General features: G+C 43.6%; 17 protein-coding genes. 8 read left to right on the forward strand and 9 right to left on the reverse strand.

Going from position 1 to position 19,721, the window contains the following annotated elements; translation table 11 throughout:
- The first annotated feature begins 160 nt into the window (after nt 1-160).
- The gene (locus AC04MM_RS12685) at nt 161-4,771 is read left to right on the forward strand and encodes a tail fiber domain-containing protein (protein ID WP_475380738.1); all 4,611 of its coding nucleotides are present in this window, start codon (nt 161-163) and stop codon (nt 4,769-4,771) included.
- A 68-nt stretch (nt 4,772-4,839) separates the two neighbouring features.
- On the opposite strand, the gene AC04MM_RS12690 is transcribed toward AC04MM_RS12685, so the two are convergent.
- From AC04MM_RS12690 to AC04MM_RS12705, 4 genes are read right to left on the reverse strand one after another with little or no spacing between them, the layout of a single operon-like run.
- Nucleotides 4,840-5,838 carry a serine hydrolase gene (locus AC04MM_RS12690; RefSeq protein ID WP_475380739.1) on the reverse strand — a complete coding sequence of 333 codons (999 nt, stop codon included), beginning with the start codon at nt 5,836-5,838 and terminating at the stop codon, nt 4,840-4,842.
- Between the two features lie 5 nt (nt 5,839-5,843).
- Nucleotides 5,844-6,224: a TSUP family transporter gene (locus AC04MM_RS12695; RefSeq protein WP_475380740.1), complete on the reverse strand. Its 381-nt coding sequence runs from the start codon at nt 6,222-6,224 to the stop codon at nt 5,844-5,846.
- Nucleotides 6,224-6,916 (reverse strand): lysophospholipid acyltransferase family protein, encoded by a 693-nt coding sequence (locus AC04MM_RS12700; protein WP_475380741.1) that lies wholly within the window; start codon nt 6,914-6,916, stop codon nt 6,224-6,226. Before AC04MM_RS12700 ends, AC04MM_RS12695 begins: the two co-directional genes overlap by 1 nt.
- Nucleotides 6,917-6,924: 8 nt before the next feature.
- Nucleotides 6,925-7,719: a hypothetical protein gene (locus AC04MM_RS12705; protein ID WP_475380742.1), complete on the reverse strand. Its 795-nt coding sequence runs from the start codon at nt 7,717-7,719 to the stop codon at nt 6,925-6,927.
- Between the two features lie 174 nt (nt 7,720-7,893).
- On the opposite strand from AC04MM_RS12705, the gene AC04MM_RS12710 reads away from it, so the two are divergent.
- Nucleotides 7,894-8,811, forward strand: coding sequence for an endonuclease I family protein (locus tag AC04MM_RS12710; RefSeq protein WP_475380743.1), 918 nt, complete (start codon nt 7,894-7,896; stop codon nt 8,809-8,811).
- Between the two features lie 80 nt (nt 8,812-8,891).
- On the opposite strand, the gene AC04MM_RS12715 is transcribed toward AC04MM_RS12710, so the two are convergent.
- A complete protein-coding gene (locus tag AC04MM_RS12715) occupies nt 8,892-9,329 on the reverse strand; it encodes a ferritin-like domain-containing protein (protein ID WP_475380744.1) in 438 nt (145 codons plus the stop codon).
- A gap of 165 nt (nt 9,330-9,494) precedes the next feature.
- On the opposite strand from AC04MM_RS12715, the gene AC04MM_RS12720 reads away from it, so the two are divergent.
- The 5 genes from AC04MM_RS12720 (at nt 9,495) to AC04MM_RS12740 (ending at nt 13,433) form a co-directional block, all read left to right on the forward strand.
- Nucleotides 9,495-11,183: an FAD-dependent oxidoreductase gene (locus AC04MM_RS12720; RefSeq protein ID WP_475380745.1), complete on the forward strand. Its 1,689-nt coding sequence runs from the start codon at nt 9,495-9,497 to the stop codon at nt 11,181-11,183.
- Between the two features lie 16 nt (nt 11,184-11,199).
- Nucleotides 11,200-11,757, forward strand: a complete 558-nt coding sequence (locus AC04MM_RS12725) for a YqaA family protein (protein WP_475380746.1) — start codon at nt 11,200-11,202, stop codon at nt 11,755-11,757.
- 8 nt (nt 11,758-11,765) lie between these two features.
- On the forward strand, nt 11,766-12,275 hold the full coding sequence (locus AC04MM_RS12730) for a TlpA family protein disulfide reductase (RefSeq protein WP_475380747.1): 510 nt from the start codon (nt 11,766-11,768) through the stop codon (nt 12,273-12,275).
- A gap of 4 nt (nt 12,276-12,279) precedes the next feature.
- Nucleotides 12,280-12,927 (forward strand): SOS response-associated peptidase, encoded by a 648-nt coding sequence (locus tag AC04MM_RS12735; protein WP_475380748.1) that lies wholly within the window; start codon nt 12,280-12,282, stop codon nt 12,925-12,927.
- Nucleotides 12,928-13,067: 140 nt separating this feature from the next.
- Nucleotides 13,068-13,433, forward strand: coding sequence for a CoA-binding protein (locus AC04MM_RS12740; protein ID WP_475380749.1), 366 nt, complete (start codon nt 13,068-13,070; stop codon nt 13,431-13,433).
- An 11-nt stretch (nt 13,434-13,444) separates the two neighbouring features.
- On the opposite strand, the gene AC04MM_RS12745 is transcribed toward AC04MM_RS12740, so the two are convergent.
- Nucleotides 13,445-15,265, reverse strand: a complete 1,821-nt coding sequence (locus tag AC04MM_RS12745) for a phosphoenolpyruvate carboxykinase (GTP) (RefSeq protein ID WP_475380750.1) — start codon at nt 15,263-15,265, stop codon at nt 13,445-13,447.
- Nucleotides 15,266-15,412: 147 nt separating this feature from the next.
- Nucleotides 15,413-15,766: a thioredoxin family protein gene (locus AC04MM_RS12750; protein WP_475380751.1), complete on the reverse strand. Its 354-nt coding sequence runs from the start codon at nt 15,764-15,766 to the stop codon at nt 15,413-15,415.
- A gap of 78 nt (nt 15,767-15,844) precedes the next feature.
- Between AC04MM_RS12750 and AC04MM_RS12755 the strand changes: the two genes are divergently transcribed.
- Entirely contained in the window at nt 15,845-16,399 is a 555-nt protein-coding gene (locus AC04MM_RS12755; protein ID WP_475380752.1) for an NADPH-dependent FMN reductase, read from the forward strand.
- Here AC04MM_RS12755 and ligD read toward each other — a convergent pair.
- Together ligD and ku are read right to left on the reverse strand one after the other, a co-directional pair.
- On the reverse strand, nt 16,391-18,811 hold the full coding sequence (ligD, locus tag AC04MM_RS12760; protein ID WP_475380753.1) for a DNA ligase D: 2,421 nt from the start codon (nt 18,809-18,811) through the stop codon (nt 16,391-16,393). The genes AC04MM_RS12755 and ligD overlap by 9 nt on opposite strands.
- A gap of 6 nt (nt 18,812-18,817) precedes the next feature.
- The gene (gene ku / locus AC04MM_RS12765) at nt 18,818-19,714 is read right to left on the reverse strand and encodes a non-homologous end joining protein Ku (protein WP_475380754.1); all 897 of its coding nucleotides are present in this window, start codon (nt 19,712-19,714) and stop codon (nt 18,818-18,820) included.
- Nucleotides 19,715-19,721 lie beyond the last annotated feature (7 nt).

A 19,721-nucleotide genomic window follows, 5' to 3' on the forward strand; every position in this document is an offset into this window, starting at 1 on the left:
AAGCATATTTTATAAAAAACACCTTTCGTTTCAGAATGAGATGAAAAGCACTTTTTGTGATGAAATTTAATGTGCACTAGGTCTGATTCAGCCTTTAAATTTGAATCAAATTCGTTAACTTAAGTTAACAGATTTTTATTGAAATTCCGATAAGTTAGCTATGCTGCAACGGTTAGTATTACTCGGCATTTTGCTTTTATCGCATTTGGTGTTTGCCATGAACGGGCGAACCACCTATCAAGCTAAGATTGTAAAACCTGATGGGTATCCGCTTGAAGCGGCTAACGTTCACTTTCGTTTTAGTGTTCTGGATACTGTGGGTAGTTGTGTTTTGTATGTTGAAGATTATGCTGTGGTAAATATGCAGGATACGCGGGGATTGATCTCTTTTGCTCTTGGCAATGGCGCACGTTCGTTTCCGACCAGTGGTACACCCCAGACATTTCAAAATATTTTTGATAATTCGGTAGCCTCATTTCCTTGTCAAAATGCAGGTATTTATAATCCCACACTTAACGACACACGTAGAATCGTAATGCAGTTTAACGATGGCTCTGGCTGGCAAACATTGCCGGCCATGACCATCAACTCTGTGCCTTATGCAATGTATGCCGATAAAGCGAACGTCGCTACAACATTGAACAATAAAGCCGACACAGCTTTTGTTGAATACGCTACACTGGCATCGCTTAACTGTAATTCGGCTACTCATGCCATTACGTTTAACGGCGTAAGCTTTAGCTGTATCCCTGTGGGATCAGGTGGCGGCGGTGGTGGCATTACAAGTGTAACCACCAGTGGCAGTGTGCTGACAACAGCAGGCACTGCATCAGCACCGGTGATTGGTATTCAAGCCGTGAGTTTATCACAAGATGGATATTTAACCGCCTTAGATTATGCTGAATTTAAAGCAAAACTTTCAGCCAGCAGTACACAGATTATTAATACATTGGGGTATGAACCGGCCAACAGTGTAAGTTTAACTTCGTTAACAAACACAGTCGCAGCAAGTTTTGCGGCGATCACCAGTTCGCAGTGGGTCACGAGTGGAACGGATATCTCTTACAGCAATGGTAACGTTGGTATTGGAACAAGTAGCCCACAAAATTTATTGCACTTAAGTTATAGCGGAGCAATGGGTTACTTTAAGGCCGATAACTATTCTAATGTTAGTGCAGGGTTTGATGTTGGCGGGCGTAAAGCTCGTGGAACTTCAGAAACACCTTTGGCAGTTGTATCCGGTGATCGTCTTGCCTCTTTGTATGGTGCTGGTTATAATGGATCTGATTTTTCAGCTTATGTTGGGGCAGTTCACATCAAAGCTGATGGCAGTTTTGCAGTCAGCTCGACTCCAACTTCCATCACGTTTGAAACTGCTGCATCTGGTACAACCAACCGTACGCAAAAAATGGTAATTAAAAATGACGGTAACGTCGGGATTGGGACAAACAATCCAACGCAAAAACTGGAAGTTAATGGTGATATCAAAGCCAATAATTTAAATCATCACATTATCAGTCGAACAGTACCTACCACAATTGATGATTATATTGAAATTGGGGTTTGGAGCCTTTCTAGCGGTTCACACTCATTGGATGTTTCGATCACTGTAAATAGTGCTGGTTTTTCTCTGGCGAAAAGATATTTCATTGCAGCCAACTGGAATGCTACTTCGGGAAGTTGGCGAACTGTATTACCTATCGTTGAAGGTGGCCCATACTCAGGAAACGACATTGTTTTAGAAGCTCGAGTTAATTCGGGTGAACTCACATTAAGACTAAAACGAGTTCTGGGCTCTACTGGCGGTACTGCAAGCATCAGCATTCAACAACGTGGACATATGAATGCTACATTTAATGAATTAATGGGCACTGGGTCTGATCCAACAGTTTACTCGGCTTTTCCAAATTCAAACATCGTACAAACCTCTACTAAAACAGGTGTTGGTGTATCTGCACCCGCAACGACATTTCATGTTCGGCATTCAGACTCAGGTCAGTTGCCATTAAATGTATCAGGTCTTTTTGTAGAAAACAGTGGTTCTGCCAATGCAAGCTTTGTATTTCAAACAGCATCCACAGGTGGTGGAAAAAGTTTTAATGTAACCAATGCAGGAAATGTGGGTATTGGTACTACTACACCGGAAGCACGTTTGCAAATCGCAGCAGGAACGTCATCAAATGCTCCCCTGAAGTTAACATCAGGCATGCTACTGTCTTTACCACAAAGCGGAACTATAGAATATGACGGAGATAATTTTTATTTAACTGACGGCACAAATACACGAAGATCTATCGCTACGACTCAGTCGCAAGGATCATTTGATAATACAAACACAATTTCAAACGATTCAGGCAATATTACGCTAGCACCAAATAGCACGGCTGGCAGTGTAATTGTTTCTTCAACAACAGCCAGTGCTGATGCGAACACGGGGGCATTAGTTGTTAGAGGCGGTGCAGGTATAGCTGGTAATTTAAATGTCAGTGGTTCAATTTTAACTTCAGGAAATATTCAAGGGGCAAGTATCACAGCCACAAGTGGAATTGCGACGCCAGTGATTCAAGGTGTTCCGAGCTTGACCTTAAATCCTGTGGATAGCCCGGTAGGTATAGGAATATTAAATCCTAGTTCAGACTTACACATTGCAAAACATGATAAAAGCATTAACTTAGCGATTGAGAATTTAAGTAGTAATTCTTTAAGGTATCCAGGGCTTAGTGTAATAAATTATATGGGATCGACTGGTGGTCATCCATACATGAGTCAATCCAATTTCGGTGGTGCATCAGGAACGCCATCTGCGACGCCAGGAAGCCGTGTTATTATGTCACTCATTGGAAGTGGTCATGATGGCATTAATAGTCATCAGGTTTCTAGATTGCAATTCATATCAGAAGCTACATACACAACATCATCTACACCAACATCAATAGTTTTTTATCCTGGTAGCCAAACAGCTGCAGGATATTTTGAGGCTATGAGGTTGAATTCAAAGGGCTATCTAGGGCTGGGGACTGGAACAATAAATTTATTAGAAAAATTTGTTGTGGATACCTCAGCTGGTGGATTAACACAGCAATTCATATCAACAAAGAGTGTTTCGAATCCAGCTATTGGCACTTTAGGATCAGGTTTGACATTTGGCTGGGGTGGCCCTACAAGTGGACCTTCAATCAGAACTTTTCATGGCGGTGATTACAATCGAGCGGGCTTAGGATTTTCCACTTGGGATGGAGCCTCTGAATCAGAAAAATTTAGAATCTCACCCGCCGGTCATGTTCAAATTTATTCACCAAAAACTGCTACTGATAATAATGTTCGATTTACGACCGGATATTCAAATTCAAATTTAATATCGATTGATAATCTTAGTGGTGATGTATTACTAGATCACATTATAGGTGCTAGATTTCAAGCTTCTGCATCTACAACTGTAAACCGGCTTGTAACTTTAAAAATAGATAATGCACCAACTGTATCTGGTGCACTGACCGCCAGTTCACCATTAGCATTGTGGGTTGAAGCAGGTAACACTAGTTTTGGGGGCAATGTGGGCCTTGGTACGACGACGGCCACTAGCATGACTGCAAAATTAAATATATTGGGCTCGTCTACTGGTGAAGTTGCCCAGTATATTCAAAATACCAATACTAATGGCTATGCCGTTTTAAGACTGAATAATTTTTATGGTGCAAATGCGAGTGGCACAGCTTTGCATTCGTTTGGTCCTGGATATGGAACTTCTGGCACTGCCTATGCGCCATTAACAACAACATTATCAGGTTTCGACAGCGGTGGCCTAATTTTACATGCACATAGCGGCGATATTAATTTTTTTAGTGGTGGATCATCATCGGCAAATCGTCGAATGATAATCACAGAATCCGGTTATGTCGGACTTGGCACAGCCAACCCTGAAATGAACCTGGACTTAAGGTCGAGTGCGGATAGTTCGTTGTACTTGAATATACAGCATGACAGAAACCATGTAGGTGCGACAAATCCTAAAGTAGGCGTTCGTCTAGAGAATAACTCTGAAGCCAGTGGTGGGCCTAATCAAGCGGCATTAATATACCTTGATTCATACCAGAATAATAATGCTGGGCACCTGTATATCAGTAATCGCTCTGCCAATAAAAAAGTTATCCTACAAGCCACGACTGTGGGAAGTGTAGTTAAAGATGCTATTATTATTGATAGTACAGGCATGGTGGGTATCGCCACATCATCACCAACACAGGCCCTTGATGTTGTGGGTAATATTCAAACCAGTGGTTGCTTGTATTATGCAAGTTCCTCACTGGGCACCTGTGCCTCGGATGCAAGACTTAAAAAAGACATAATTGGTTTTGATTTAGGTTTAGAGGCACTCCTTAAAATCAATCCGGTTAAATTTAAGTATAATGGTCTTGCAGGTTTTAAAAATGATGGCAAAGAGCAATTGGGGGTGATCGCTCAGGATGTCGAACATGCAGCACCTGAGCTGGTTAAAAAGCAATTAGTGCAGTTAAATGCAAGTGATAAGGATAAAACAGAAATTAAAGTAGTTGATTACGGGGCATTTACTTATGTCATTATTAACGCGATTAAAGATCTTTATAAATACATGATTCAGCAGAGCCGGCAAGTAGCATCGCTTGCAGAATCAAAAGCTGATAAAGCAGAAATCGAAAAACTTAAGCTCGCCTATGAGTTACAAAAGCAAGAAAATCTCAAGCTGCAAAAACGTCTTGAGCATCTGGAAAAAATAATAGATTCAAAAAAATAACATACCAAATGTCTGCGAAAGGCCTAAGAAGTAGAAGCTTCTGCGAGTCGGATCAAAGGTGCAATGCTTTAGGGTTCTTTTTTATTCACATCATGCCAAACAATTTTTGATACATCGCTAATCGCAGCGATCAATTTATCAGTATCCTGACCTCGGGTCATAACACACAAAATATACGGACGCTGGGGGTGGTACACGATACCGCAGTCGTGGAGTTGCGCCAGGTTTTCTGAATTGCGTTCGCCAAACTTGCTGGATACCTTAATGTTTTCTGGCAATGGCGCCCGTAGCCCGACTCTGAATTCGCTGAAGCTGAGAAGCTGAAGTGAGGCATTAGACATTGTCGTACTTAAGTAAGTCGCATTATACAATATGCGGAAAATCGACGAATACCCGCGTACGGTAATCCAGTAATCGTTAGCTATATTATCCAGGGTTATTCCCATGTCAGTAAGAAGTTGTGAAATATTTAGTTCAGGTCTTTCTCGCAATAACATTTCAGCAGAATAATTATCAGAAAAAGTAATCATTCGGGATAACAGTTCGTCGACTAAGTATTCCTGACCGTCTTGTAAGGTAAGGGGTGGGGTAATTTTTTGTACGGCAAAGGTGACCTTACTGTCTTTTAGGCTAAATTTAATTTTCTTTTTAAGTATCTCAGGGTTTTTTTCGGCCAGCTTCATATAGTAAATTAATATCGGAACTTTTAGCAGGCTTGCGGCAGCAAATTTTTCATTTGCGTCTATCTCAATCTGAGGGCCGTTAAGTAAGTCTCTGTAAAAAACACTGATTTGCTCTGTATTTTTGTTATTTTTTGAAGTGTTGATGTAGTTTTCTATTTTTTCTTTAAGAGCATTGGCTTTCGGGGGAAGTTGATCGCTCCATTGATTGCAATCAACCAGTGGGTTAACAAATTCTTTTTGTCCCAAGTGCACTTCGTAAGCTTTGCTGCTTTTGGATTCGCTTTGTGCAGCAAAGTGATTGAAATAACTGTATACCCCAAGGCTTCCCAAAAGCAGACCCGAGAAAAACAGAAGAAAATATTTTATAAAAAGCTTATTCGTCATCATAATTATCTCGCCGTAAACCAAAGGCGCACAGCCACGATCACTAAAAACACCGAAAACATCCGGGTTAGAGTTAATGACTGAAGACCGACGGCGATTTTTGAACCAAATAACGTGCCGATAAACATCGCCGACGCAATCACCAGCCCCAGTTTAATATTATCCATTTGTATAGCGCCGGCGCGATAGTAGTTCCATACCCCGAGGACACCGACTGGTAACAACAGCGCCACCAGTGAAGTTGCCGTGGCTGTCTGTTGCTGAAAATTAAAAATATAAATCAATAAGGGCACAATAATAACACCGCCGCCGATACCGAACAGCCCCGAAGAAAGGCCCGCGACCAAGCCGATAATAAGTCCGTACATGATATGTGTTGGTAGCATTACTCTCTCTTAACTTTCTGACGCAAATTTTCGGCGTCATTTTCCGGGTGTGATACGAAAATGCTGTCAAGCCAGGTCACGTGCGCTTTTTTCTCTGGCAGACTGAACTGTTCGATCATTTTACCGATCATGCTGTCGTCATCGATAAACGATGATTCGCGGTAGGGGTGGTAGTCAATTTTAAATAACTGCACCGGAATATTGTAGTGTTGGGCAATTTCAAAAATTCCTTTTTTCCACATCTTTTCTTCTTTTAGGGTTGTCGTTCCTGACGGAAAAATTACCAGTTGTGATTTTTTATTAACAAGTTGTTCGCCCAGTTGGGTCCGCAGTCTTTCGCGGTCATGTTTGGATTCACGATCGACAAATAAAGTGCCGACACGAACTGCTGCCAAGCCTAAAATCGGCCAGCGGCGCACTTCTTTTTTGGCTAAAAAGGCAATATTCGGATTTACGGCCATTAACAGCAAAATATCTAAGTAGCTGACGTGATTGCCGACATAGATGCGTGGGCCCTCGTGCGAAAAATCACCCTGATGATGAACCGTGTAGCCAATATAGTTCATCACACTTTCAGCCCAGCGCTTTTTGTAGTGAGTAACTTTTTTGGGTTGAATATAACTTAAACCCAGCCAGTAGGCGGTGATGCCAAAGGTGCCTAACGATTTAATAAGGTAAAATGGTTTTTTCATGTAAAAAATTATTTTAACAAATCATGTGTGTAAGTAAAAGTCGCAGCCCAGCCTTCGTTGCGGTCACGCGCTAAGATTCCGTTTTTATTTTTTTCACCCAACACTTCAAAGTGTTTAACCGTAATCACCGGATTATTGCGGTCGGCTAAATCATTAAAATGAAACCACAGGCCATACGAAAGATTATTTAAGCCGTCTGAGTCGACCGCGCCGTAGTAAAATTCATTGTGGCGTTTATCGCCGTAGCCCAGTGTAAGTACTAAATTCGGTTCAACCATCGAGGTTTTTACAAAAGTATTTAAGAAAGAAAACAGCTTTACCTTGCCGATCAGCTCGGCGTAAAGGCCGTTGTGGGCTTTTAAGTCCTTATTAAGGCCAAAGTCGATCTCTGAAATATAGTCTTCGTTGTAGCCCGGAATAAAAAACTCAAGTCTGTTTACCCACTCCCACGAGTCTTCGCGGTCAGGGTAGATATCGGCAATGCTGTCATGCTTGGGAAAAATCGGATTATCACTGATCGCCTGCACGCGGGTGCGAAAACGGATTTTATCTTGATAGATAAAATCACGGTAGCTGACAGAGCTGGTCAAAAACTCAAATCGGTCTTCAAACATAAAAACCGCAACCACGGGTAAGAGTTGAAAATCGTTATATTGAATCACTCCGCGCGATTCCCAGATGGAAAAAAATTTAGCGCCTACTTTGACACCACTTACAGATTTCCAACGGTTTTCTGCTTTATATTCGGCCAAAGCATTTAAAGAACTCAACATAATAAAAACAGCAAAGATTAATTTAGACATACGATGGATTTAAGCACCTTTCATTCGGAGATGCTGCGAAAATTCACATTTTAGCACGGCGTTTCAAAAACCTAATCCTGACAATAAATTTGGTGAAATACCGCAAAAGTGTTGTTAGCTTTTTGCCAACAACTACTGATTCAATTTGTTTCCTAAGGATTTGGGGGGGGATACATGTATTGGAATTTTACGAGAACGATTGCTGCCGTTTGGTGTTTAACTTTAACCGCAAGCTTAGCCAATGCCTTTGTCTCACAGAAAAACTATTACTACGGAAAAGAGTTTATTTCCCAAGTCCAATCAGGCCAACTTAAAGACGCCGAACTTCTCGAAGCCATTTATCACGTATCTGCAGATGCTCATATAAAAACCAAAGGCCAGCCAGATACCTTAGCTCCCGACTGCGAGTCAGTAGAATTAGAAGAAAATCAATCCTGCATTCAGCACCAGGCTTTAGGTTACGACCGTGCCAGAAAACATATGTTTGGTAAATTACACCTAGAGACCAACACTCGCGGCGAATACACTGTTAAAGATGTTTATTGCGAAAAATATTTTACCGATGAAGACTTCGGTAAAACAGGCAACATCGGCCCGGGCATGATTCCGTCAAATGGTTCAATTTTAAACTGTGAACACACCTGGCCACAAAGCCGTTTTACCAGCCGTTTTCCGGCAGAAATGCAGAAATCTGATTTACACCACTTATATCCGACAGATTCACAGATGAACAGCCACAGAAGCTCTTTGCAGTTTGGCGAAGTCGGTAAAGACGCCGAAAAATTAAAATGTTCGCAAAACCGTTTAGGTCATGAAGCCAGCGGTAAAGGCGGCGTGGTATTTGAACCACCGGTAGCTCACCGTGGTAACGTCGCGCGCGCTATTTTTTACTTCGCAGCCCGCTACAAAATGAAAGTCGGCGGCGCTCAGGAAGCCACCTTAAGAAAGTGGAATCATGAAGATCCGGTAGATGCCGCTGAGCAATTAAGAAATGACCAGATTGAAGATCTACAGGGTAACCGTAATCCGTTCATCGATTTTCCGGAGTTAGTAGACCGTGTAAGCGTGTTTACTTTCAACACGACAAAGTAATTTTTTAATTACATTCAGAAATAAAAAAAGCTAACTCTTTAAGGAGTTAGCTTTTTTTGTATCTAAAATTTGTAAAAGGACTATTTCGGTTGGGCGCGTAACATTTTGTTTACTTCAGAAACGTGCATTTCTTCGTCGTAAATCATTTGGCGAGCGTACTCTTCTAAGAATACCGATTGGCCTTCAACCAGCTTTAATAAGCTGTGTAAGTTTTTAAGCTGCGCCATTTCGTGATCCAGGCTTTCTTTTAAAATATCGTTTAATGAGTGTTTGTGTGTCTCTAGTAAGGGACCGATTTTTAATGACGGGTGGCCACCAAGAGTTGTGATGTGTTCGCCGGCTTGTGAGGCGTGGGCTAATGATTCTGTCGCTTGATCGCGGAACCACTTGATGATTGGAATACGGTTGTGACCGAACACCATTAACGAGTAGTGCGTGTAACGGACAACGCCAGCTAGCTCGGCTTCTAAAATTTTGTTTAATGCCTCGATGACTTTTTTCTCATTTTTTAAACCCATAAGCTGCTCCTTCAGAATGCTTAAATTGTTTTCAAATATAATATAATCGTTTTGGGCAAAAATACCCCATAAATGAAAGCTAAATGAAAATAGCCTGAAAGTCCAATGATAAATAAAGGGCATTTCATTGTAATACGGGATGGCCTCGGGTAAGTGAGTGCACCTATGTCAGTTAATCGTCGTCAATTCATTAAGTCGTCATCTTACGTTAGTTTTGCAAGTTTCGTTCTTGGCTATGCCGTAAATTCTAAGGCATCAACTGGTTTAATGTTGGGTCAGGCACCTGGCAAACCACGCAATGAAAATGCAAATGATAATCCTATTCAACATGTTCCTTACAGTGAGTCTTCAAGCTTGGATTTTAACGGTGATAATATCAATCGCCCACACGATATCTTATGGAACATAGATGGTTACGTGGCGAAAAAAGGCGGTATTCCGGCCCCGAGCAAATCAACAAAAGTTGTAGTAGCGGGTGGCGGTATGGCAGGACTGTTGTCGGCCTACCACTTACAGGGATTAAGCCCGATGTTATTAGAGCAGGATCAGGTGTTTGGCGGTAACTCTAAAGGTGAAAACTTTGACGGCTCATTCTACTCAATCGGTGCCGCGTACGTCACGATTCCGGATGAAGGTTCCGATATCGATGTGTTCTTTAAAGCAACCGGCATCGCCGATAAATTAAAATTAGAATCTGACACTGAAACTTCCGTTAATTTTAAAAACGCTTTAATGCGGGATTTCTGGAAAGGCGCATCTGATCCTAAAAACGCTGGGCAGTTCATTAAGGTTGAAGCAGAGATGCGCCGTATTTACAACGAAGCTTACCCGGATATTCCGTGGTTTGAAGACTCGGCCGTTTCGTATGAAGAGCTTTGCCGTTTAGATAATATGACTTTTGCACAGTGGTTATCAGAAACCTTCATTGATGTGCATCCGCATATTTCAGAGTATTTTCAAGCGTATTGCTGGTCTTCATTCGGTGGTTCAATCGACGAATTATCTGCGGCCCAGGTATTAAACTTCGTAACTGCAGAAGTCGATGGTGTGCTGGCGTTACCGGGCGGTAATGCGTACATCACGCAGGTGGTTTACCAGCATTTACAAAAGACTTTACCGGAAGGTCATGTTTTGTCGGGTGCATTTGTTTTACGTATTGAAGAAAAAGCCGACGGCAAAGTCTGGGTCACTTACGAATCTAAAGACGGCCAGTTAATCACCATCGAAACCGATTTTGTGGTTTGTGCCTTTCCGAAATTTGTTGCTGAACGTGTGATCGTAAATCTGCCTGAAGACCAGTTAAAAGCGATGCAGGATTTAATGTGGCGCGGGTACATCGTGACGAATGTGATCATGGATGGGGCAGTGCCATCGCCCGGGTTTGATGTGTTTACGTTAAACGGCAAAATGCAGCCAGCGCCATCAGCGCTGAAGCCACCAAAAAATTTAATGACAGATGTGTGCTTTGGTTCTTGGGCGCAAAACGATGAGGTCAATCATTCGGTATTAACCATGTACCGTCCGCTGCCGTTTGATGGTGCAAGACAGTTCTTATTTAGCCCGTTTGCGCATCAAAAACACTTAGTGGCTTCGCAAAACGAAATCGCTGAGTTTTGTAAAGCTGTAAAGATCGATGCAAGCAAAATCAAAGGCTATCGTTTGACACGCTGGGGGCATTCATTGCCGCTGGCTAACAAAGGCATCATTGCCGCTGGTACGGTTGAAAAGCTCACTAGGCCGGTAAACAACAAGATTTTCTTCGCAAATCAAGATAATTGGGCAAATCCTGCCTTTGAATGTGCATTTAGCGAAGCTTTGACAGTTGCGCAAAAGATAGAATCCTTAAAAGTGTAGTGTTACGCTTTTGGTAATGGATAAAATAAAACGATTTATTACCCACGCGGTAAAGCTTCTCCAATATTATATTGATCGCATCTGGTATTTACCGCTGTTATCGCTTTTGGCGATATTAGATAACTTTCTGGTGGTTATTCCGACCGACGGTATATTAATTTCCAGCTCGATGTTAAAACCACATAAGTGGTTGTACTTCTCATTGTTTGTCGGAATTGGCTCGGCTATCGGCGCATTAATCTTAGCTTATATTATCCAGCTTTACGGAATTCAGGTTGTAGAAACCATGTTTCCCGATATTCAAAGCAGTTCGGCGTGGATCCGCACGCAAAAGTTTTTTGATGAGTACGGTCTATGGTTGTTATTTGCCGTGGCTGCGACACCTTTTACCCAACAGCCGGCGATTATCCTGGCGGTTCTTGCCGGGATTCCGTTAGTGCAGATTTTTTTGGTTTCGCTGGCAGGGCGTACTTTAAAGTTTATCATAATGGCTTACGTCGGTTCACATGCACCGCACCTTCTTAAGAAATTATGGGGTGTTCGTGATGAACTCAAAGAAGTTGGCATTGAGTGAGTTTTAAAATGACATTTAAATCTGTCGCCCGCGTGCTTAATATCATCTTTACGGTTGTGATTCTGGCTTTACTGGCCACGAAAATTCCCGGTATCTACGCCAACTTTAAAAGTGAAGGCGGCCAGGCCCCGGAGTTTTCACTTCTGACCAACAGTGGGTTAACTTTTGATTCGAAAGACCTGCACGCGAAAAAGGTTTTGGTTTTCTGGGCCACCTGGTGTCCGCCCTGTGAATTGGAGCTTTCACGCATCAACGGACTAGTTATAGAAAAAAGAATTTCCGCAGAGGATGTTCTCGCGGTTTCTATGGGTGAAGAAAAAGCCCTGGTCGATAAAGTTACCGCTGAACGCGGGTACCAGTTTCCGGTAGGTTATGATTTTTCCGGTGAAGTAGCACAGAAGTTCGGGGTGCAGGGCACACCGACGGTGGTCTTTTTAAATGCCGATAGAACTATCAACTGGTTTTCGGTGGGATTAAGTCCGCTTCTCAAGCTGCGGTTAAATATTTTTCTGGATTAAAGCCATGTGCTCGCAGTTTGGTTTTACCACCCGTGCCGATCAGCTAAAAAATCTAGGCATCGATACTGGCAATTTGCAGGATGACGTGTCGCTGCGGGCGCTGCCGTACACTGCGGTGCCGGTTATTGTGACGACTCCGCAGGGGTTAAAGCTTACGCCGATGAATTTTTCGTTGGTGCCGGCGTGGTCAAAAGAACCTAAAGTAAAGTTTGCCACGCATAACGCGCGCATCGAAACCGTAACCGAAAAACCGGCATGGCGCGATCCGTTTTTAAACCGTCACTGTATGATCCCGATGACCTGTTTTTACGAATCCGTTTACGAGGGACCGCATGCCGGGCATGTGATTGCATTTAATTCTGAAACTTCATTGATGTTTGCGGCAGGGCTTTTTGATGTTTGGGTTAATCCTGAAGGCAATAAGCAACTTTTTTCCTGTACCATTCTTACCACCGAACCCTCACCCTTTGTTCTGGCAAATGGCCACGACCGCACGCCGATATTCCTGGATTTTGCCGACGGCAAATCCTGGTTGAGTATGCGTGCCCCGGCAAAGGATATGGTCGATTTTTTGCTGGCGAAAAACAGGTATCCGGATTTAACAGTGACGCGAGACAGACCCCTAAAACCGGGGTGGGAAAAAAGAAAATAATTTTATACGCTAAAGACTAGGGTTAAATTTATTTACCAAAGGATCACCAAGTGATCTCTTTAGAATAGGGTCTGCCGAAGGCAGATCATACTGAAATAGGGTCTGCCGAAGGCAGATCATACTGAAAGGCGGAACGCCGTATGGCCGAAAAAGTTGTTATTCTGGGTGCCTCTGATAAACCGGATCGTTTTTCTTATAAGGCGATGATGATGTTGAAAGAACACGGGCACGAACCGATCCTGGTGCATCCGACTCTAAAAGAAATTGCCGGCCATAGTGTGCATGCTGACCTAAGTTCGATAAATCACCCGATAGATACCATAACTATGTACGTCAACCCGCGCATCAGTGTAACGATGAAAGATAAGATTATTAACTTAAAACCAAGACGGGTGATCTTTAATCCCGGCACTGAGAACCCGGCCATTGCCTTTGATCTAAAAAAAACAGGCATAGATACGATCCATGCCTGCACTCTGGTGTTATTAACCACCGGACAATTTTAATTTTCTAATAACTACATTGTAGCTTCTGAAGCCGGGGTTCCGGCTTTTTTAAAGCTCATCGCTTTTGTTTCCTGAATGTTAATGAACTCTGTTGGCAGAGAGTTTTTTAACGTTAAGAAAAATTCTTTATGCATTGCTAATTCCATCTGCCATTTTTCATTGTCGATTTTCATCGCCGCATTGAATTGCTCGTTAGAAAAATCTAAACCTGACCAGTCTAAGTCTTTGTACTGCGGAGCATAGCCTAACTCTGTTTCTATAGCGTGCGCACGACCTTCGATACGTTCGAACATCCATTTTAATACGCGCATATTGTCGCCGTATCCTGGCCACATGAACTTGCCTTGCTCGTTTTTACGGAACCAGTTCACGATAAAGATCTCTGGGGTTTTCGCGATACGGTTTGGCATTTTTAACCAGTGTTTGAAGTAGTCACCGATGTTGTAACCGCAGAACGGTAACATAGCCATCGGGTCACGGCGAACAACACCTACTGCGCCGGTTGCAGCGGCTGTGGTTTCTGAACCCACAGTTGAAGCGAAGTATACGCCGGTGTTCCAGTCTTTAGCCTGAGAAACCAGTGGAATTGTATCTGCACGGCGACCGCCGAAGATAAATGCTTCAATCGGAACGCCCGCCGGGTTTTCCATATTGGCATCTGCCGAAGGGCATTGCGACGCAGGCACTGTGAAGCGAGCGTTCGGGTGAGCAGCGAGTCGGCCACAACCCGGAGTCCACTCATTACCTTGCCAGTCAGTTAATTTTGCCGGCGGAGTATCCGTCATACCTTCCCACCAAACATCGCCTTCTGGTGTTAGAGCTACGTTTGTGAAAATCGTGTTTTTGGCGATTGTTAACATCGCGTTTGGATTGGTTTTAAAGCTTGTGCCTGGAGCCACACCGAAGAAACCCGCTTCAGGGTTGATCGCACGTAATTGGCCGTTAAGATCAGGTTTGATCCACGCGATATCATCGCCAACGGTAGTGATTTTCCAGTCCTGTAAATCTTTGGGCGGGATTAACATTGCAAAGTTTGTTTTACCGCACGCAGATGGGAAAGCCGCAGCGACGTATTTTTTCTCTTGTTTGGCATTTTCAACACCTAAAATTAACATGTGTTCGGCTAACCAGCCTTCTTCGCGCCCTAGGGTTGAAGCGATACGTAAAGCGAAACATTTTTTGCCAAGTAATGCGTTTCCGCCGTAGCCAGAACCGAATGACCAGATTGATTTTTGTTCTGGGTAGTGAACGATGTATTTTGTGTCGGCGTTGCACGGCCAGCTAACGTCTTTTTGACCAGGTTGTAATGGAGCACCTACTGAGTGAACGCATTTTACAAAGTCTGTGTCGTCATTGACTAACGCCATCACGTTAGCGCCCATGCGGGTCATTACGCGCATGTTGATGACAACATATGGAGAATCTGTGATTTCAAAACCGATTTTAGAAATTGGTGATCCTAACGGGCCCATGCAGAAAGGGATTACGTACATTGTACGGCCTTGCATACAGCCGTCGAAAAGTTTTCCTAAAGTTTCTTGCATTTGCGCCGGTGCCATCCAGTTATTGGTCGGCCCTGCGTCTTCCTGTTTTTCCGAGCAGATAAAAGTTCTGTCCTCGACGCGGGCAACGTCAGCAGGATTAGATAAGGCCAGGTAAGAATTCGGACGTAGTGTTTCGTTTAATTTTTTTAACGTGCCAGAAGCAATCATCATGTCGATGAGCTTTTGGTTTTCAGCATCAGATCCATCGCACCAGTGGATATTTGTTGGCTTTGTTAAAGTCGCGATTTCGTTAACCCAGTTAATAAGATCTTGATTATTGATCTGCATTTCAGCTCCCTGTCGTTAGGACTCATTTTTTGGATGACACGTTCTAAACCGATAGGATGGTGAGTGCAAGGACTGGCTTACTTTTGACTCGCAAATGCAGCTTTTACAGGCAGAAAAATAAGGCAAAAATGAGGCCTAAAAACATCACTATTTTAAGGCAAAAATTTCTCGGATGGCCTCGGCCAATTTTTCCCGAGGAATTACTCCCGAGGCCATGGCTGGTTCTTCGCCAAGTGGAATAAAAAGCAGGCTAGGGATCGAGCGGACTTCAAATAGGGCACCTAGTTCCGGCGATTCTTCGGTGTTCACTTTGTAAAAATTTACCTGATCCTTAAAAGCTTCGGCGGTGTCCTGTAAAATAGGATTTAATTGATGGCAGGGGCCACACCAGTCGGCGTAGAAGTCAATCACAGCCGGCTTTTCGCCTTTAAAGGCCCACTCTTTGTTAACGGTAAAATCAAATATTTTTTCTTTAAAGGTATCGATTGTTAAAACTTCCATGACTGTAAGTGTAGAAGGAATGTTGGGACTTGCGCAATTGTTAACATTTAGAAATAATTTTTTCTTTAGAGGTATTACATGAAAATTCTTACGTTTGCCGGTTCGTTACGAAAAGACTCATTAAATAAAAAACTTTGCGCAGTGGTAGCTGAGATCGTCAAGAAAAACAATTACGCTGAGATCGAGTTTGTCGATCTGCAGCCACTGAATATTCCTGTTTACGACGGTGATACCGAATCATCGGCAGGCATACCGGCGGGAGTGCAGGAGCTGGGTAAAAAAATTTCGGAAGCCCATGCCCTGATTGTCTGCATGCCAGAGTACAACGGATCAATCCCGGGAGTGTTAAAAAACGTCATCGACTGGCTATCACGTCAAAAACCGGTGTCGTTAAGCGGAAAACCGGCACTGCTGCTGGCAGCATCACCCGGCGCTTTAGGTGGTGTGCGTTCGCTATGGCATTCGCGCCAGCCGTTTGAGGTTTTGGGTGTGCAGCTTTATCCAGAGATGATGGGTGTTGCGAAAGCTCATGAAAATATAACGGCCGATAAAACTTTAGCCGATGCAAAACTGCAGGCCAATCTTGAACGTTTGCTCAAAGACTATGTCACGCATGCCAAAAAATTAGTTTAGCTTTTTAAGCTGGTCTAGAATAAAAAGTTTTTGTTCTAAATTAAAATAGCCGGCCCATGGATTGCGCGCTCGCTTTAAAAGCTTCAGTACGCGATCAACGCTAAAGTCTTTGGCCGATTTTACTTTGTTTAAGCTCTGCCAACTGACCGGAAGCGCGACACTGGCTTCGCTCTGGGCGCGCACCGAATACGGTACTATCGCGGTGGCGCCAAAACCGTTGCGCAGGTAATCCAGAAATATTTTATTTGTTCTTTTGGATTTTGCTATTTCGGTGGTGAACTTGCCCGGATTTTCTTTTGCAAGCTGTTCGCAGACGGCTTTCGAAAATTTTTTAACATCATCGAAGCTGTACTTTGCGGCGATCGGTACGTGAAGATGTAAACCTTTGTTGCCGCTGACCAGAACAAAACTTTTTAAACTGAGCCGCTGCAGAAGATTTTTAAGCAACAGAGCTGCCTTTTTTACCTCTGCGAAGTTAACACCGGGATCCGGGTCTAAATCAAAGACGATAAGGTTTGGATAATCGATCTGATAGATCAAACACCCGCGGGCATGAATTTCTAAAGTGCCCAGTTGCACCAGTTCGAAAAGCCCGGCCGGCGAATCAATATATAAGACTTCGTCAGATTTGTTTTTTAACTGCGAATGCACTTGTTGCGATAACAGGCCCGGGCCGCCGGTTTCGTGGTGTTTCTGAAAAAAACAGCTGCGGCCAACACCGTGTGGGCAGCGTAGCAGCGCCAGCGGCCGGTTTTTGATATACGGGAGAATCCATTGCTGGATGGTGCTGTAATAATCGGCCAGCTGCTTTTTTGTAAGTTTGGCTCTGGGAAAAAGTATTTTATCCGGGTTGGTGAGGGCGATGAGCTGGCTTTCTTCAAGCCGGACTGACTTGGCCTGTTTATCGAGACGTAAGCCTTTAAATGCTGCATGCCGCAGTATTTTTTCATCCGTCCAGGCGCCAAATTCAATCTGGGCCACGAGCTCCGGTTTTACAAAGGTCAGGCTGCGGCGTTGATCATGGGCTGAGAGTTGCGGGGATTTTGCGGTAAAGAAACTTTTGCCTGATTTGTATTTTTTTAGTTTTGCCAAGAGTTGCGTGCTTTCTTTTGCGGAAAAACCTGTGCCGACACGGCCGATGTACTGAAATTCTCCCTGCGGGTTATAAGCTCCCATCAGCAGAGCCCCCAGCGATTTATTATTATCCTGCAGAGTGTAGCCGCCGATGACGAACTCCTGCAGTTTTGCACATTTACTTTTAACCCAGTTTTTACCGCGCCCGGACTCGTAAGGAGCGTGGGTGTTTTTTGAAACAATTCCTTCCAGGTGCAGTGAGCAGGCAGAGGCTAAAATTTCAGAGCCGTTTCCCTGCCAGTGGTCACTCAAAAGAATTTTTTTCGAGCCGGTTTTTGTGATCAGTTCCGACAAAAGGTTTTTTCGTTTCAGCAGCGGGATAGCGCGTAAGTCTTCGCCGTTTAAATGTAAGAGGTCAAAAACATAATATAACAGATCATCACTTCTCTGCGAGTCGAGAGAATTCTGCAACCCCTGAAAGTGGCTCACGCCCTTATTATCGACCCAGACGATTTCTCCATCTAACAGTGCCGTGTCGGCCGGAATTTTAGCGCATTCTTGTTTTATGCATTTATACTTATGGCTCCAGTCAAGACCGGAGCGGGTTAAGAGTTTTATCTGGGATTTATTTTTGTGACAAAGCGTGCGGTAGCCATCAAATTTAATTTCGTGCAGCCAGTCCTTTCCGCTCGGCGGAATTTCAGACTGTAAGGCCAGCTGTGGGGCGATAAAATCAGGAAGTTTGGTTTTGCGGATTTTTTTAAGCTTTGGCTTTTTGCGCCGGTGTGTACTTTTTTCGGGTAGTCTGAGGCCGGTAATAACACTTTTATCTTGGTCTAAAATGTCATGTTCGGGATCGGCAAACTGGTCATTTCGTTTGAATAAAAGCCACTGGTTTTTTTTGCCCGTGCTCCGGCGGGTGCGCACCAGATCCCATTTACCGGATAATTTCTGCCCGCGCAGTTCAAACTCAATATGCCCTTTGCTAAAAGCAGCGCCGGGATCTTTCGGGGCAATCCATTCGCCGCGATCCCAGACGATCACATCACCGGCACCGTACTGTCCTTCTGGAATATGCCCTTCAAAATCGGCGTAATCAAGCGGGTGATCCTCCACTTCGATGGCCAGGCGTTTTTCAACGGGGTTAAGCGAGGGGCCTTTGGGAACGGCCCAGCTTTTTAAGACACCGTCAAATTCCAGGCGTAAATCGTAATGCAGGTGCGAGGCTGCGTGTTTTTGCACGACAAAAATAAGCTTTTGCTGGGAAGCTGATTTTCTGCCTTTGGGTTCTAAAGTTTTTTTGAAGTCGCGCTTATGGCGGTATTCTTGTAAACCCATGTTTTTCTAGTGATGAACTCGATGTGAGGTCTTTGATTTTTTATGCACACTTGATTTCTTTCGAGATAATAAATGCGCCATGTCTGATTGTTTTTCACGTGTTGGTTTTCCTTTGCGTAGGCTTTGTTGTAATAACGCCATCAAGTCAGCCTGATTGGTGTTCGTACTTTTTGGCGATTCTTCGTATGCAGCGGCTGCGCGCACCTTACCGGATTTTACTTTTTGTTCGATGTATTTGATCAGTTCGTCCTGGTAAGTGTCTTTGTATTTTTCGGGTTTCCATTTTTCGGTCATTTCATCGACCAGCGCTTTGGCCGCCTTCATTTCGCGCGGTGAGATCCGTACCTGTGTAAGATCATAATCATCCAGAAATTTAGCCTGTTTGATTTCGGTCACCTCATGGGCGAAACGCAGAACCTCTAAGATCAAGTAGTCAGCCCGGGGAATAATTGCAACCAGATGCTGGCGGTTGCGTAAGACAAACTTCGCTACCGCCGCTTTTTTTGTTTCTTCTAAAATATTGCGTAAAAGCACATAACCTTTTTCGCCATTTTTACCAGGTACCAGGTAATACGGCTTTTCAAAAAGTAAAAAGTCCACATCCTTTAGATTAACAAAGTCTTCAATATCAATCGTCTGGGTGGCTTTTGGGTTGGCTTTTTTAAAGTCTTCTTCCGTAATTGCAACAAACTGGTTTTTATCGTATTCGTAGGCCTTGATGATATTTTTGCGCTCGATCTCTTTACCTGTGGATTTTGAGTACTGTTTGTACCCGATGGGCGAATTATCCCGCTTATCCAGCATGCGAAAGCTGATCCGCTCTTCTTCTTTTGCGGTCATCACTGAAATCGGGATATTTAGTAGTCCGAAGCTGATCGCTCCGCTCCATATGCCGCGCGCCATAGCTGAA

The sequence above is a fragment of the Bdellovibrio sp. SBM16 genome (assembly GCF_056175625.1).

Bases quoted from the DNA above. Each gene is read 5' to 3' on its own strand.
- ligD (WP_475380753.1), bottom strand. From the start codon at position 18,811: ATGGGTTTACAAGAATACCGCCATAAGCGCGACTTCAAAAAAACTTTA.
- AC04MM_RS12720 (WP_475380745.1), top strand. From the start codon at position 9,495: ATGTCAGTTAATCGTCGTCAATTCATTAAGTCGTCATCTTACGTTAGT.
- AC04MM_RS12695 (WP_475380740.1), bottom strand. From the start codon at position 6,224: ATGCTACCAACACATATCATGTACGGACTTATTATCGGCTTGGTCGCG.
- ku (WP_475380754.1), bottom strand. From the start codon at position 19,714: ATGGCGCGCGGCATATGGAGCGGAGCGATCAGCTTCGGACTACTAAAT.
- AC04MM_RS12750 (WP_475380751.1), bottom strand. From the start codon at position 15,766: ATGGAAGTTTTAACAATCGATACCTTTAAAGAAAAAATATTTGATTTT.
- AC04MM_RS12710 (WP_475380743.1), top strand. From the start codon at position 7,894: ATGTATTGGAATTTTACGAGAACGATTGCTGCCGTTTGGTGTTTAACT.
- AC04MM_RS12685 (WP_475380738.1), top strand. From the start codon at position 161: ATGCTGCAACGGTTAGTATTACTCGGCATTTTGCTTTTATCGCATTTG.
- AC04MM_RS12745 (WP_475380750.1), bottom strand. From the start codon at position 15,265: ATGCAGATCAATAATCAAGATCTTATTAACTGGGTTAACGAAATCGCG.
- AC04MM_RS12690 (WP_475380739.1), bottom strand. From the start codon at position 5,838: ATGACGAATAAGCTTTTTATAAAATATTTTCTTCTGTTTTTCTCGGGT.
- AC04MM_RS12735 (WP_475380748.1), top strand. From the start codon at position 12,280: ATGTGCTCGCAGTTTGGTTTTACCACCCGTGCCGATCAGCTAAAAAAT.
- AC04MM_RS12730 (WP_475380747.1), top strand. From the start codon at position 11,766: ATGACATTTAAATCTGTCGCCCGCGTGCTTAATATCATCTTTACGGTT.
- AC04MM_RS12715 (WP_475380744.1), bottom strand. From the start codon at position 9,329: ATGGGTTTAAAAAATGAGAAAAAAGTCATCGAGGCATTAAACAAAATT.
- AC04MM_RS12755 (WP_475380752.1), top strand. From the start codon at position 15,845: ATGAAAATTCTTACGTTTGCCGGTTCGTTACGAAAAGACTCATTAAAT.
- AC04MM_RS12740 (WP_475380749.1), top strand. From the start codon at position 13,068: ATGGCCGAAAAAGTTGTTATTCTGGGTGCCTCTGATAAACCGGATCGT.
- AC04MM_RS12725 (WP_475380746.1), top strand. From the start codon at position 11,200: ATGGATAAAATAAAACGATTTATTACCCACGCGGTAAAGCTTCTCCAA.
- AC04MM_RS12700 (WP_475380741.1), bottom strand. From the start codon at position 6,916: ATGAAAAAACCATTTTACCTTATTAAATCGTTAGGCACCTTTGGCATC.
- AC04MM_RS12705 (WP_475380742.1), bottom strand. From the start codon at position 7,719: ATGTCTAAATTAATCTTTGCTGTTTTTATTATGTTGAGTTCTTTAAAT.